Annotated in this window: 12 protein-coding genes; 3 read left to right on the top strand and 9 right to left on the bottom strand. The window is 72.3% G+C overall.

The window, feature by feature from the left end; genetic code table 11:
• Positions 1–132: 132 nt before the first annotated feature.
• Positions 133–741: a VTT domain-containing protein gene (locus AB0O48_RS34335; RefSeq protein WP_357251355.1), complete on the bottom strand. Its 609-nt coding sequence runs from the start codon at positions 739–741 to the stop codon at positions 133–135.
• A 102-nt stretch (positions 742–843) separates the two neighbouring features.
• Positions 844–1539, bottom strand: coding sequence for a 50S ribosomal protein L11 methyltransferase (locus AB0O48_RS34330; protein ID WP_365070145.1), 696 nt, complete (start codon positions 1537–1539; stop codon positions 844–846).
• A 181-nt stretch (positions 1540–1720) separates the two neighbouring features.
• Between AB0O48_RS34330 and AB0O48_RS34325 the strand changes: the two genes are divergently transcribed.
• On the top strand, positions 1721–1924 hold the full coding sequence (locus AB0O48_RS34325; RefSeq protein WP_007462771.1) for a cold-shock protein: 204 nt from the start codon (positions 1721–1723) through the stop codon (positions 1922–1924).
• A gap of 48 nt (positions 1925–1972) precedes the next feature.
• On the opposite strand, the gene AB0O48_RS34320 is transcribed toward AB0O48_RS34325, so the two are convergent.
• The 5 genes from AB0O48_RS34320 to AB0O48_RS34300 form a co-directional block, all read right to left on the bottom strand.
• Entirely contained in the window at positions 1973–3256 is a 1284-nt protein-coding gene (locus AB0O48_RS34320) for an MFS transporter (RefSeq protein ID WP_365070140.1), read from the bottom strand.
• Positions 3253–3828 (bottom strand): metalloregulator ArsR/SmtB family transcription factor, encoded by a 576-nt coding sequence (locus tag AB0O48_RS34315; protein ID WP_365070138.1) that lies wholly within the window; start codon positions 3826–3828, stop codon positions 3253–3255. Before AB0O48_RS34315 ends, AB0O48_RS34320 begins: the two co-directional genes overlap by 4 nt.
• A 112-nt stretch (positions 3829–3940) precedes the next feature.
• Positions 3941–4813, bottom strand: a complete 873-nt coding sequence (locus AB0O48_RS34310; protein WP_357571539.1) for a hypothetical protein — start codon at positions 4811–4813, stop codon at positions 3941–3943.
• Between the two features lie 159 nt (positions 4814–4972).
• Positions 4973–6655, bottom strand: coding sequence for a CocE/NonD family hydrolase (locus tag AB0O48_RS34305; protein ID WP_365070133.1), 1683 nt, complete (start codon positions 6653–6655; stop codon positions 4973–4975).
• A 3-nt stretch (positions 6656–6658) separates the two neighbouring features.
• Positions 6659–7174, bottom strand: coding sequence for a MarR family transcriptional regulator (locus AB0O48_RS34300; RefSeq protein ID WP_357251446.1), 516 nt, complete (start codon positions 7172–7174; stop codon positions 6659–6661).
• 124 nt (positions 7175–7298) lie between these two features.
• On the opposite strand from AB0O48_RS34300, the gene AB0O48_RS34295 reads away from it, so the two are divergent.
• Positions 7299–9425 (top strand): efflux RND transporter permease subunit, encoded by a 2127-nt coding sequence (locus AB0O48_RS34295; RefSeq protein WP_357571537.1) that lies wholly within the window; start codon positions 7299–7301, stop codon positions 9423–9425.
• Positions 9426–9471: 46 nt separating this feature from the next.
• On the opposite strand, the gene AB0O48_RS34290 is transcribed toward AB0O48_RS34295, so the two are convergent.
• Positions 9472–10359, bottom strand: coding sequence for a transglycosylase SLT domain-containing protein (locus AB0O48_RS34290; RefSeq protein WP_365070129.1), 888 nt, complete (start codon positions 10357–10359; stop codon positions 9472–9474).
• Positions 10360–10386: 27 nt separating this feature from the next.
• Positions 10387–11805, bottom strand: a complete 1419-nt coding sequence (locus tag AB0O48_RS34285; protein ID WP_357251335.1) for a DedA family protein — start codon at positions 11803–11805, stop codon at positions 10387–10389.
• A 133-nt stretch (positions 11806–11938) separates the two neighbouring features.
• On the opposite strand from AB0O48_RS34285, the gene typA reads away from it, so the two are divergent.
• A complete protein-coding gene (gene typA / locus AB0O48_RS34280) occupies positions 11939–13807 on the top strand; it encodes a translational GTPase TypA (RefSeq protein ID WP_357251332.1) in 1869 nt (622 codons plus the stop codon).
• Positions 13808–13925 lie beyond the last annotated feature (118 nt).

Genomic DNA, 13925 nt, shown 5'->3' with positions numbered 1-13925 from the left:
CGCTGGGGGTGGGTCCTGCCGTACGACGGACGGCTGGTGTCCGCGCCCGTCGCCGACCCTCCACAGCCGGGATCAAGCCTGACCGCCCGGAGCCGGGCACGGCAGGCCCCGCCCCCAAACCGCAACCACCCCTCAGCCAGTGACAGCGAACAACCGCCGCCGCGCCCCCAGCAGCACGACGGAGGCCAGCACCACCCCGACCCCCATGGTCACCAACAGCGGGCTGGGGTCCCCCGGCAGCAGCCCGGCCAGCGATCGGGACGCGGTGCCCAGCGCGAGGTAGAGACCGGCCCAGGCGGCGGCGCCGAGCGCCGCGCAACCGAGAAATCGCCGGTACGACATCCGTAGCCCGCCGGCGGCCAGCGGAAGCAGCGCGTTGAACACGGGCAGGAACGGCGCGACGACCATCATCCGACCGCCACCGCGACGCAGGATCCCCTCCGCGGCTGCCCAGCGCGGCTCACCGATCCAGCCACCGATCCGGCTGTGTCGCAGCCGCTCGGAGTAGCGACGGCCGATCAGGAAGCTCAGTGACCAGCCGGCCAGGCAGCCGACCAGCACCGCGGTGAAGGTCGCCAGCCCGGTGGTCGGGCGGCCCACCCCGACGGCGGCCAGGATCGCCACGTCGCCGGGGACCAGGACACCCAGCAGGGGTACGGCGTCGAAGAGCATGACGAGGCCCAGCACACCCATCAGCAGCAGAACCGGTAGTTCTCCGACCTGTGCCAGCCATTGCGTCATGCCTCGTACGCTATGGCCGCCGCACCGGGTCGGACATCCGGTTCCAGCCCCCACACCCCCCTGGTATCGGTCTCGGGGTCGTCCCTGAGGCGTCGTCCGCGCTCAGACGGGCCGGAGCACCTGCACCCGACGTAACGACGAGTCGACCGAGGGTTCGGTGGTGGGCACCGGATAGTCGGCCAGGACCGTCAGGCGGTCCGCCGGTAGGTGCCCCCGGCCGGGGTCACCGACCAGCACGTCGGCGCCCCGGGCGGCGGCCCTCTGCAGGAAGGGCAACATCCGGTCGGCCATCGCGCGGTCGTAGAACACGTCGCCGGCGACCACCAGATCGGTCTCCACGTCGGTGCCGTCGAGCAGGTCGTCGCCGGTGACGTCGACGGTGACCCGGTTGGCCCGCGCGTTGAGGGTGACGGCGGCGACGGCGTACGGGTCGATGTCGTTGGCGACCACCTCCGCGGCACCGGCCAGCGCGGCGGCGATGGCCACCAGTCCCGACCCGGCGGCGAGGTCGAGCACCCGACGACCGGCGGCCAGTTCCGGGTGGTCCAGGAGGTGGCGGGCCAGGGCCTGGCCGCCGGCCCAGGCGGACGCCCAGTACGGGGCCGGCAGGGCGTGCCCAGCGGCCGCCTCCATCCGAGCCCAGTAGACGATCGCGTCCTCGGCCAGGTGCAGTCGCACCTCGGGGACGAACGGGGTGGGCACCAACCGGAGCCGGTCCAGGCCCGCGCCGGGCGCGTCTATCTCGCGCTCCAGCTCGGTCAGCACGTCGGCTGCGGCACCCCTCATCGGCGCAAGCATGCCCCAGCGGCGGGTGTTCGGGGCAGGTTTCACATGCCCGCACGTAGAGTTCACCCGACTTCACAGGAAGACCTACGGCACTTCGGCCAGCGGATTGGGGTTTCGCCCGTTACTGTCGGACAGGTACGGGCGATCATCGGCCAGAGGCCGAGGGTCAGCCGCTTTGAACAGGGAGAGATGCATGGCAACCGGCACGGTTAAGTGGTTCAACTCGGAAAAGGGCTTCGGTTTCATCGAGCAGGACGGTGGAGGGCCGGACGTGTTCGTCCACTACTCCGCCATCGCCTCGAGCGGCTACCGGGAGCTCAACGAGGGCCAGAAGGTCGAGTTCGAGGTGACCCAGGGGCAGAAGGGTCCGCAGGCGGACAACGTCCGCCCGATGTAGCTCCGTGCCGGTGACGGCGGCCGGTCTCCGGCCGCCGTCGCAGCGCACTCAAGACGCCGCCGGGGCGGCGGGCAGGTCCCGCCGCCTCCGGATCGGCCCGATCAACAGAATCAACGGGGTGACCGCCAACCAGGCGGTCATCACGAATATGGCTGTCCCAACGCCGTAGCGCGCGCCGAGGGCTCCAGCGAGCACGGCCGCCAGCGGGATCGTGCCGTAGTTGAGCAGATGCATGCTCACCGTCACCCGCCCGAGCAGGTGGTGCGGCGTGTAGGTCTGCCGGAAGGCACCCTTGACCACGTTGCCGATGGCCACCCCGAGGCCGATCAGCACTCCGCCGAGGGCCGGCCAGATCAGCCCGACGCCAGGTGCGGCGAGCGGGATGAGCAGGGCCGGCGGGCCGGTGAGCAACGCGGCGACCAGCAGTGCCCGCGCGGTGCCGCAGCGGCGGCCCAGCGTGGTGGCGAGCAGCGCCCCGATGATCCCTCCGGCGCTCATCACCCCGACCAGCGCGCCCACCAGGCCCGGTTCGAGTCGAAGCTCCCGGACCAGGAAGACCACCAGAACGGCCTGGTAGCCGGTCAACCCGATGTTGCTGGCCGCGCCGAAGACCGTCAGCACCCGCAGGTACGGGTCGCGAGTGACGAAGCGGAGCCCCTCGGCGATGTCCCGGCGCAGTGAGCGGGATCGGTCCGCCCGGCGGCGTACTCGTGGTTCGACGGTGCGAATCCGCAGCAGGAAGATCGCGGAGGCCAGAAACGTGAACGCGTCCAGCACCAGCGCGGCAACGGCACCGGTGAGCTGGGCGATCAGGCCGGCGAGGCCGGGCCCGACGACGTAGCTGACGGTCTGGGTCGCCTGGAGCTTCGCGTTGCCCTCCGGCAGTTGCTCGGGTCGCAGCAGCACCGGCAGGTACACCTGGTCGGCGGTCTCGAAGAAGACCCGCGCGGCGCCGGCGCTGAGGGCGACCACCAGTAGGTGCCCCACGGTGAGCCGGCCCAGCAGGGCAGCCAGTGGGACGCTGAGGAAGGCCAGTGCGCAGAAGAGGTCGCACACCACCATCACCGACCGGCGGGGCAGCCGGTCCACCCACGCGCCGGCCGGCAGGCCGATCAGCAGCCAGGGCAGCCAGGCGGCGGCGGTGAGCACCGCCACCTGGAAGGTGCCGGCGTCCAGGACGGCGACCGCGACCAGCGGAAGCGCGACGGTGGTGACGTTGCTGCCGATGCTGCTGACCGTCTGTCCGGTCCAGAGCAGCCGGAAGTCACGGTGCCGCAGCAGCCCGCCGGCCTGGTGGACGGCTGTCGGGTCGCTGCGGGTGGTGGCGGTCACGGTCGCGCCGGAACGCCGTGGGCGAACACGAACACGGGCTGCCGTTCGCGGCCGTCCTCGGGCGGCGGCCGGTCGGCCCACCGGGCCAGCAGGTCGGCCACTTCCTGGCTCAGCTCGAGCAGTTCGTCGGGGGTGAGGTGCAACCACCTGTCGGTGGAGAACGGGCCGTCCTGCCAGGCGGCGTGCGCCGAGTCGTCGGCGGCGTGCCAGGCTCGGGCCAGGGCGACGTGCCGGTCCAGGTTGAGAGAGGTGGCGGCGTCGGCGACCGCTCGGGCGGCCGGGTCGGCGTCGAAGTCGCGGTTGGACCACCGCACCCCTCGGGTGACCAGCCGCCACCACCGCTCGCGCCGGTCGCGGGCCAGCTCGGGAGCTTCGGTGACCAGGTCCGCGGCGGCGAGGACCTTGAGGTGGTGGCTGACGTTCGCCGGCGCCTGGCCGGTGCGCTCGGCGAGCAGGCCGACGGTCGACGGCCCGTGCACCTTGAGCACGTCCATCAGCCGGCGGCGCAGCGGGTGGACCATGGCGGCCAGCACCCGCGAGTCGGTGACGTGGCGTACGTCGGGGGTCTCCATGCCCCCAGGATGACATCCGCAACAGTTCTTGCGCAATGGATGTTGCCCAAGAACTGTTGCGGGATGCGACGGGCAGGGAGGGGCGACCCGGCGGGGACGGGCCGCCCCTCGCTCAGGCGACCAGCCGGCGGGACAGCTCGTCGGCGACCTGTTTGGCGATGGTGGGCGGAATTGCCGCGGCGATATCCTCCGGCGTCAGCCCGGTCAGGACACCCTCGATGATCGCCGCCTCGTCGGTGAAGTCCTTCCCCATCAGTGCGTTGAGCGTGGTCTGCAGGGCGGTGAGCTGCTTCGTCATCGCCTGCAGGTTCCAGTTGCCGGTCACCGGGGCACCGGTGTCGTCCCGACCCTCCGCCATCCGGGTGTAGATCTGTCCGATCGGGTAGCGACCGTCCAGCACGGTGAGGTTCTTGTGGACGGTGGCCAGCCAGTTGTGTTCTTCGGGGGTCATGTCGTCGTCCTCCAGGAGTCCGATGGAACTGAGGTAGCGGCGGAACAACGGCCGTTGGTCGCGGCCGGCCTTGATGGCGTCACGGAAGAAGCTGAAGTGGGTGTGCCAGCGGTGCGAGCTGTCGCCGGTGTTGCGCAGGCCGAGGCGGTCCCACCGCTTCACGGTGCTGCCGTCGGGGCTGTAGATGATCTCGCGGATGTCCCGGGTGTCGGCCGCGTTCGCGACGCACTGGGCCACGCACCAGAGCGAGAAGCTGGCCATGGTGTGCGTCCGACCACCGGAGCGGACCTCGAACTGGCCGACGTCCAGCGCCGCCGCGTCCAGGGTCAGTCCGGCCCGGTCCCGGGGTGACTCGACGACCGAGTAGTCGTTCGTGACCACCCGGTCCGAGCCGCAGTGATAGCCACCGCGGTGGGCCGGATCGCCGACGATGCCGACCTCGTCCGGATCCAGGTCGTCCGGGCCGGGGGCGTTGTCGAGGTGAGTGAGAAGCAGGCTTCGGAGGGCCAATAGGTTTGCCGGGGCCCGAGTCATGGGGTCCCCCTTCCAGATGGGGCGGGGACCGGGACGACGTCACACCGCGTACGCGATGTTGGGCTTCGGGCGATCCCGGTCGGCTTGCTGCACGGCACCGGGCGTTACCGCAACCATAGCCCGCAATATCGATGAATGCCCAGCTCAGACGGGTTCTTTTTAGATTGGGGGTGCCGTCGGGGCTGAGTGGACGATCGGCAGCAGCAGCGCCGACGGGTGCGTGGGGTCATGCAGCACCTGCTGCCAACCGGCACGCAGCGTCACCGCCGTACCGAGGGGTTCCCCGGTGCCGGGGTTACGCGCCCACCGCGGATGGGCGCCGCCGGCGACCTGCACCCGCAGCCGGTGCCCGGCGGCGAACCGGTACGCGGTCGGCCAGAGCGCCACCGGGACCCGCAGCACCCCGGACGAGTCGGCGGGAAAGCGCTCGGGTGTCACCCGCACCAGACCGTCGCAGACGTTCCACGATCGACCGCGCTTGTCCACATCACACAGCCGCACGAAGACGTCCAGGTGCGACAGCTCGGCGCGGACGTGGATCTCGGCGCGTACCGGGCCGATCGCCTCGAGCGGTCCGGTCAGCGGGGCGCTGGTGTAGGTCAGCACGTCGGGGCGGGCCTCGACCTGCCGGTTGTCCACCGGACCGGCTCGCTTGGCGACCAGCAGCGGCCCACCCAGCGACGGGGTGGGGTCGGCCGGGTCGTACCGGAACTCGTCCGGCGCCGACGCGACAGGTGGGCGTACCGCCAGTTCGCCGCCCGGATGCAGGTGCCAGGCGGTCTCCACCGTCGGGGGTGGCCAGTCCGGCAGGTCCCGCCAACCACCGCCGGGACCACCCACGTACAGCCGGACCGGGGCGGCCGCGGCGCGGCGTGACCCCCGGCCTGCCCGGGTCGCCGCCGTCAGGTGCTCGTCGAGCCAGGCCAACCCCTCCCGCAGGGCAGCCACGAACAGTCCGGGGCTGCCGTGCGTCCAGGGGCCGATCACGAGGCGCGGCCGCGTGCCGGCGGCGCGCAGCGTGGCGTGGTCGTCGAGTTGGGCGGGCAGGAAGATGTCGTGCCAGCCGGTCACCATGACCACCGGCGCCCGCACCCGGGCCACCCGGTCGGCGAAGACGCGCTCGCGCCAGTACGCCGCCTCCGGGGTGTGGTGGCGCAGCCACTCCTGGAAGAACGGGATGGTCACGCCGGTGGCCACCCGGTCGGCATCCGCGAGCGGCAGATGCGCCAGCGCGGCGGCGAGCCGGGGCTGGCCCCGCTTGAGCTCCCACTGCCGGGCCAACCACGGCACGGTCTGCGCGTGCAGCAGCTCCGCCCAGGTCAACACGGTGTCCAGGGCGAAGGACTCCCCCGCGTACGTCGAGTCCCGGGTGGCCGAGGCGGTCACCACCGCGACCATCGCGCGCAACTCGTCGCCGGCGTCGGCGGCCAGCGCCCACTGCGCGAAACCCTGGTAGCTGATCCCGAACATGCCGAGCTGGCCGGACCACCAGGGCTGGCGACGCAGCCAGTCCAGGGTGTCCACTCCGTCGTCGCGCTCGTGCACCAGCGGTGCGAACGTGCCGCCGGACCCTCCGGTGCCCCGACAGTCCTGGATCACCGCGTGCCGTCCCCGCGCGGCGAGCACCCGGCCGAGCAGCCGCAGCGGACCGCCCCGCCCGTACGGGGTGCGGATCAGGACGGTCGGGGCGTCCCGCGCCGCCGGGGCGTAGTGATCGGTCCGCAGCACCACACCGTCGCGGGTCCGGATCGGGATGTCGCGGGTGACCCGCACCGGGGCGGGACGGATCGGTGGCAACCGCAGCACGGCGGCGGCGAGGCGGGTGACCAGCCGGTCCGGCACGGCTCAGCCCGTCGTCGGGCGGGGCGATCCGGGCCGGGCGGCGCGCACCGCGTCCCGGTGCCCCCGCAGCGACTCGCTCATCTCCGCCATGAACCGGTGCACCACCTCCAGCTCGTCGTCGTCGAAGCGGGCCATCACCGTGTCGGTACGCGCGCCCAGCGGCTGGAAGAACCGCATGGCGAGCGCCGCTCCCTGGTCGGCGTAGTGCAGCAGCACCTTGCGCCGGTCGACGGTGTCCCGGTCCCGACGGATGTGGCCGGCCCGCTCCAGCCGGTCGATCAGAGCGGTGACCGAGCCGGAGGAGAGGTTGAGCTGCTCGCCGAGGCGGCCGGGGGTGATCGGGTCACCGACCAGCTCGGCGTCCATCACCGCGATCAGGGCCTGGAGGTCGGTCGGGTTGAGACCGTGCAGGTTGGCGAAGGCGTGGCCGACCTGCTGGGCGTCCACCGCGTACCGCCGGAGGTTGTTGGTGATCTCCGCGACCAGCTGCTCGCGGCGCGTGTCGCGCCGCCGGTACATGCCGTGAGTCGCCACCTCGCGTCGCTCTTCCCGTCGTCGGTCTCCCGGGTTGCAGCATAGATCAGCCCCGGATAATCTCGGCTATCAAGATACTTGCCTGCCGAAGGACTTTTGGGGTCATCTGATGTCTGTGTTCACCAGGGTCGCGCGCGGTCGGCTGGCCGCCTGGCTCACCGTGGCCGCGGCGATCGTCGTCGGCGCGGTCGTCTTCGGAACGCCCCAACCGGACAACCCGGCACCGGTCTCCGCCACCGGCCTGTCCGCGCAGTGGCAGTCGACCCAGGTGGAGCGCCTGCAGGAGCAGCTGCCGTCCAGCGAGGTCCAACCGGCCATCGTGGTGGTGAGCCGAGGTGACGGCGGCGCGCTGAGCGAGGCCGACCGCGCCACCGTCACCGCCCGCGCCGGCGACCTGGGCCGCTTCGCGGTGGATGGGCGGGTCAGTCCCCCGCAGCTCTCCCCGGACGGGGCGGTCGCGCTGGTCGCCGTGCCGATCGACACCGCCGGCGGTCAGGACGAGGTCACCGACACGGTCGAGAAGCTGCGCGCCGCGCTGGCCGACCTGCCCGGCGGGCTGACCGCCGAGGTGACCGGTGCCCCGGCCTTCACCGCCGACCTGTCCTCGGTGTTCGACGGTGCGGACGTCACCCTGCTCGCGGTGACCGCCGCCGTGGTGGCGCTGCTGTTGCTGATCACCTACCGCAGTCCGTTCCTGTGGGTGGTGCCCCTGGTCGTGGTCGCCGCGACCGAGCAGCTCACCCTGCGCGCGGTCGACGCCATCGTCCCGGCCGTCGGCGTCAACCTCCAGCCGGGCCAGGTCACCGGCATCGCCAGCGTGCTGGTCTTCGGCGCCGCCACCGACTACGCGCTGCTGCTCATCGCCCGCTACCGCGAGGAGTTGGGGCGCGAGCAGGACCGGTACGCGGCGATGCGCGCCGCGTTGCGCCGTACCGCCGAGCCCATCCTCGCCAGCGGCGGCACCGTGGTGCTCGGCGTCCTCACCCTGCTGCTCAGCGAGCAGGAGACCAACCGGGCACTCGCCGTGGCCTGCGCCACCGGTGTGGTCTTCGCCATGTTCTCGGCGCTGTTCGTGCTCCCCGCCGTGCTGGTGCTCCTCGGTCGCGGCCTGTTCTGGCCGTTCGTACCCCGCGTCGGTGGCCCGGCCCGCGAGGGACGGCTCTGGGGCCGGCTCGGCACCGCCGTGCAACGCCGCCCGGTGGTGGTCGCGGTGCTGGCCACCCTGCTGCTCGGTGGCCTGGCGCTGGGCGGGCTCGGGATCCGCACCGGCCTGTCCGAGACCGAGCAGTTCCGGGCGGAGCCCGAGGCGGTGACCGGGGCGCAGACCCTCGCCCGTGCGTTCCCCGCCGGCAGCACCCAGCCGGTGGCCGTGCTCACCAACCCGGCGGCGGCGCGGGCGGTCACCGAGGCCGCCACCGCCGTGCCCGGGGTCGCCTCGGCACGCCCCGGCGACGCCGGGGACACCGTCGCCCAGGTCGACGTCGTCCTGGACGCCGAACCCGGCACCACCGCCTCCGACCGCGCCGTCGAGGCGCTGCGCGCTGCGGTTGCCGCCGTTCCCGGTTCCGCGCCTCCGGCCGCGGCCGGCGCCGACGCGCCGTCCGGGGCGATCGTCGGTGGCTCGGTGGCCGCCACGTACGACTCCGACGAGGCCAACGACCGCGACCTGCGACTGATCCTGCCGATCATCCTGCTGCTCGTCGGCGCCGTGCTCGTGCTGCTGCTCCGCGGCCTGCTGGCCCCGCTGCTGCTGGTGCTCACCGTGATCGCGTCGTTCTTCGCCAGCCTCGGCGCGGCGTGGCTGCTCTTCGACCACGTGCTGGGCTTCCCCGCACTGGACAGCGGTGTGCTGCTGCTGGCCTTCGTGTTCCTGGTGGCACTCGGGGTGGACTACAACATCTTCCTGGTCACCCGTGCCCGGGAGGACGCGCGCGGCGCGGGCACCCGCGACGGGATGCTCTCCGCCCTGCGGGTCACCGGCGGGGTGATCACCAGCGCCGGAGTGCTGCTCGCCGCGGTCTTCGCCGTGCTCGGCGTGCTGCCACTGATCACGCTGACCCAGATCGGCATCATCGTCTGCATCGGCGTGCTGCTCGACACCCTGCTGGTGCGCACCGTCCTCGTGCCGGCGCTGGCGTTCCTGCTCGGAGACCGCTTCTGGTGGCCCGGACGGATCACCCCGGAGCACCCGGCGGACAGCCCGGCGTCGCCGGAGCCGGTCGCCGCCCGCGACTGACCGACACCCGCGGGGCCGTGGCGACACCGGCACGGCCCCGTCGAGATCAGTAGCCCAGGCAGACGCACTCGGTCATCAGCGCCCGCACGTTGCGCACGTACGACGGGTTGGGGATGACCAGGGGCTCGCCCTCCTGCGCCACCGCACCGTGCCCGGCGTTGTACGCGGCGATGACCGCGTTGAGCAGGCAGGAATTCAGCTCGGCACCGCACAGCCCCGGGTCGAGGCGGAAGTCGGACTCGAAGTACATGTCGCCGATGTACTTCGTGACCCAGGCCAGGTAGGTGGCCCCCAGGGCGGCGTTGTCCCCGTAGTCGTCGATCTCGTAGCTCTGCTCGAACCGCTGGTTCATCCAGGTCGCGGTGCCCGGCATCACCTGCATCAACCCCACGCCGCCGTCGCAGGCGTAGATGTTGGACTGCCAGCCGCTCTCCTGCCAGGCGGTGGCCTTGAGCAGGTCGAGTGGAATCTTGATGCCCGGCGCGGAGACCGGCCAGTAGGAACGGCCGGCCGCCTCGGTCAGCGCCGCCTTCACCTCGGCCTGGGCCACCTCCGTGCCCCGGTAGGTCGGCTTGCAGGAGCTGGGCGCCGGCTTCGGCGGCGCCGGCGGGACCACGGTCTCGGTGGGCGGTTTCGCCACCGCGAGCGGCTTCGGGGCCGTGCGGGTCGGCTTCTTCTTCGGCTTCGCGGTCGGCGATGGCGACGCGCGACGGCTCGGCGCGGCCCCCAGTGACTCCACGGTGCTCACCGAGGGGCTCGGCTCCGCGCTGGCCTCGTCGGTCGGGGCCTCCAACGGCGTGTCGGCGAGCGCGACCGGAGCGGTCTGGTCCTGCGGGCTCTCCCCCTCGCCGGCGCACCCGACCAGCACGCTCGACAACAGCAGCCCGGCGAGCGCGGCAGCGCCCAGCCGTTTTCTCCATCGAACCATTTCCATGCCTCCCCGTGTGACAGTGGTCGCACCCTAACAAGGTTCCACCGGGCGGCGATGCCCCTGCGACGGCGTGCGCACCTGGTCGTCCGGCTGTTCGAGATCACCGACGGCCCGGTCCCGGGTGGCCCAGGCGACCATGAACACCACGGTCCAGAGGACCCCGAGCAGCACCGCCGCGGCGGTCCCGCTCGCCGTGTCCAGGCCGAGGTAGAGCCGTGCACCGCCGATCCCGAGCACCCCCGCGGCGGCGGTCGTCCACGCGGCCACCGCCGCCGGCCAGCGGGCACTGCGCGACACCAGCCAGGCCAGGGTGCAGAAGCTCGCCGCGGCGACGGCGTTCTGGGTCGAGAGCGCGGCCACGTCGCCGCCGTCGGCTGTGGCGCCGTGCGCACCAGTCACCTCGGCGGCCACCGCCAGCACCACAAGCGGCACGAACGCACCGACCGTGCCGACCACGCTGAGCAGGTCCGCCCGCCATGGTCGGCTACGCCACGCCAGCACCGCCGCCACCAACCCCACCAGGGTGATCAGAACCGAACCTCGCATCGCCGACACCACGACCATCGTGGCCTCGGCGGCGTCCGGGGTACGCCGGGCGGCGAACCACCCCGCGATGGCGTCGTCGAGCGCGGCCAACCCACTGTTGCGGATCACCACGGCGAGCAGGCCGGCGATGGCGAGCCCGGCGGCGAAGAGCAGCAGGAGCCCGGCGGCCAGATTGAGCAGCAGCGTCCAGGCCGGCCCGATCCGCATGGCCACCAGGAAGAACAGCACCCCGTAGCGCGCGGTGAGCCACCGCACCGGGGGTAGCGCGCCGGCCCGGGACAGCAGCGCGCGGACCGGGTCGGGATTGCGACCCAGCCACCGGCCGACCAGCACGACGCCCAGCAGACCGGCCAGCAGCAGCAGCGCCACACCGGTGGCCCGGCCGAGCAGCCGGGAGACCGTGTCGTACGACTCACCCGCGAGGTGACCGAGCAGGACCGAGCCGCCCACCCAGGTCGCCACCCCGGCAAGGTTCCACGGGGCGAACCGCCGGTACGGCATGCCGGCCGCACCGGCCAACCGGGGCACCAGGGTGCGGGCGAAGGCCACCCAGCGGGCCGCGAACACACCCCGCCCACCGAGCCGGGCGAGCATGGCATCGGCCCTGGCCCACCGCTCGGGACCGACCCGGTGGCCCAGCCCAGCGCGCAGCCGGGGCCCGTAGCGCCGTCCGGCGCGGAAGGCCAGTCCGTCACCGACGACCGCCGCGACGATCATCGCGAGCAACGCCGGTCCGAGCCGCAAGGTACCGTTGTAGGTGAGGAAGCCGACGAGCAGCAGGGTAGCCTCACCCGGCACGAGCAGGCCGAAGATCACCGCGGTCTCGCCCGCCACGATCAGCGCGGCGACCAGGTAGATCCAGAGGGCGGGCAGACTCTGCACCCAGGTCAGCAGGTCGTGCACTCAGGCCCCCGGAACACGGGAGTCAGCATGCCAGCCGGGGGAACCACCCGGACAGCAGTTTCACCATAGATCAGGGGCACCTGGGGGTGACCCCGACGCGGCCTGCGCGAGCGCAGGCGGAAGGATAGAGGGTATGCAGCTTCGCACCGACCTCCGCAACGTCGCCATCATCGCTCACGTCGACCACGGCAAGACCACCCTGGTCGACGCCATGTTGCGGCAGGCCGGCGCGTACGGCGCACGCGGCGAGAACACCGAGCGGGTGATGGACTCCGGGGACCTGGAGCGGGAAAAGGGCATCACGATCCTGGCCAAGAACACCGGCGTGCACTACCTGCCGGCGGACGGCTCCGACCCGGTCACCATCAACATCATCGACACCCCCGGCCACGCCGACTTCGGTGGCGAGGTCGAGCGCGGCCTGACCATGGTCGACGGTGTGGTGCTGCTCGTCGACGCCAGCGAGGGCCCACTGCCGCAGACCCGCTTCGTGCTGCGCAAGGCGCTGCGGGCCCGCATGCCGATCATCCTGGTGATCAACAAGGTGGACCGTCCGGACGCCCGGATCAAGGAGGTCGTGGACGACACCTACGAGCTCTTCCTCGACCTGGACGCCGACGAGGAGCAGATCGACTTCCCGATCGTCTACGCCTGCGCCCGCGACGGCATCGCCTCGCTGACCCAGCCCGCCGACGGTTCGGTGCCGGACGACAGCACCTCCCTGGAGCCGCTGTTCCGCACCCTGCTGGACACCATCCCGGCACCCGCGTACGAGGATGGCGCTCCCCTGCAGGCGCACGTCACCAACCTCGACGCCTCCCCGTTCCTCGGCCGGCTCGCGCTGTGCCGGGTCCGCCAGGGCACCATCAGCAAGGGCCAGACGGTGGCCTGGTGCCGCACCGACGGCAGCACCCAGCGGGTCCGCATCTCCGAGATGCTGATGACCGAGGGCCTGGAGCGTAAGCCGGCCGAGACCGCCGGCCCGGGCGACATCATCGCCGTCGCCGGCATCCCGGAGATCATGATCGGCGAGACGCTCGCCGACGTCGAGAACCCGGTCGCGCTGCCGCTGATCACCGTCGACGAGCCGGCCATCTCGATGACCATCGGCACCAACACCTCACCGCTGGTCGGCCGGGTCAAGGGCTCCAAGGTCACCGCCCGGATGGTCAAGGACCGGCTCGACAAGGAGCTGATCGGCAACGTGTCCCTGCGGGTCCTGCCCACCGAGCGGCCGGACGCCTGGGAGGTGCAGGGCCGTGGTGAGCTGGCGCTGGCCATCCTGGTCGAGCAGATGCGCCGGGAGAGCTACGAGCTGACCGTCGGCAAGCCGCAGGTCGTGACCAAGGAGATCGACGGCAAGACCTGCGAGCCGGTCGAGCGGCTGACCATCGACGCCCCGGAGGAATACCTGGGCGCGATCACCCAGCTCCTCGCCACCCGCAAGGGCCGGATGGAGCAGCTGGTCAACCACGGCACCGGCTGGATCCGGATGGAGTGGCTGGTCCCGGCGCGCGGCCTGATCGGCTTCCGCACCGAGTTCCTCACCGACACCCGGGGCACCGGCATCCTGCACCACGTCTTCGAGTCGTACGAGCCGTGGTTCGGCGAGCTGCGTACCCGCAACAACGGTTCGCTGGTCGCCGACCGCTCCGGCGCGGTCACCGCCTTCGCGATGATCAACCTTCAGGAGCGCGGCCAGCTCTTCGTCGACCCCACCACCGAGGTCTACGAGGGCATGATCGTCGGGGAGAATTCCCGCTCCGACGACATGGACGTCAACATCACCAAGGAGAAGAAGCTCACCAACATGCGGGCGTCGACGTCCGACGAGACGGAGAAGCTGATCCCGCCGCGCAAGCTCTCGCTGGAGCAGGCCCTGGAGTTCTGCCGCGAGGACGAGTGCGTCGAGGTCACCCCGACCGCGGTGCGCATCCGCAAGGTCGTGCTCGACCAGCAGCAGCGGGGCCGCGCCGCCGCCCGCCGCAAGCACGCGGGCTGACCGCACCAGCACCCGACACCGGGCGCGGGGGGCGCGCCCCGGGGGCCGGCGCGCCGGGGATGCCGCCCCCCGGCAGCGCGGCAGCCCCGGGCGGAGGGGGCGGGGGCAGCCCCGCGAG

Origin of the sequence: Micromonospora sp. NPDC085948 (assembly GCF_040686315.1) — a bacterium.
In the GTDB taxonomy this organism is placed as follows: Bacteria; Actinomycetota; Actinomycetes; order Mycobacteriales; family Micromonosporaceae; genus Micromonospora.
Note: the sequence above shows the minus strand (reverse complement) of the source record. Positions and strands in the feature narration are given on the sequence as shown.

Bases quoted from the DNA above. Each gene is read 5' to 3' on its own strand.
- AB0O48_RS34335 (WP_357251355.1), bottom strand. From the start codon at position 741: ATGACGCAATGGCTGGCACAGGTCGGAGAACTACCGGTTCTGCTGCTG.
- AB0O48_RS34330 (WP_365070145.1), bottom strand. From the start codon at position 1,539: ATGCTTGCGCCGATGAGGGGTGCCGCAGCCGACGTGCTGACCGAGCTG.
- AB0O48_RS34325 (WP_007462771.1), top strand. From the start codon at position 1,721: ATGGCAACCGGCACGGTTAAGTGGTTCAACTCGGAAAAGGGCTTCGGT.
- AB0O48_RS34315 (WP_365070138.1), bottom strand. From the start codon at position 3,828: ATGGAGACCCCCGACGTACGCCACGTCACCGACTCGCGGGTGCTGGCC.
- AB0O48_RS34310 (WP_357571539.1), bottom strand. From the start codon at position 4,813: ATGACTCGGGCCCCGGCAAACCTATTGGCCCTCCGAAGCCTGCTTCTC.
- AB0O48_RS34300 (WP_357251446.1), bottom strand. From the start codon at position 7,174: ATGTACCGGCGGCGCGACACGCGCCGCGAGCAGCTGGTCGCGGAGATC.
- AB0O48_RS34295 (WP_357571537.1), top strand. From the start codon at position 7,299: ATGTCTGTGTTCACCAGGGTCGCGCGCGGTCGGCTGGCCGCCTGGCTC.
- AB0O48_RS34290 (WP_365070129.1), bottom strand. From the start codon at position 10,359: ATGGAAATGGTTCGATGGAGAAAACGGCTGGGCGCTGCCGCGCTCGCC.
- typA (WP_357251332.1), top strand. From the start codon at position 11,939: ATGCAGCTTCGCACCGACCTCCGCAACGTCGCCATCATCGCTCACGTC.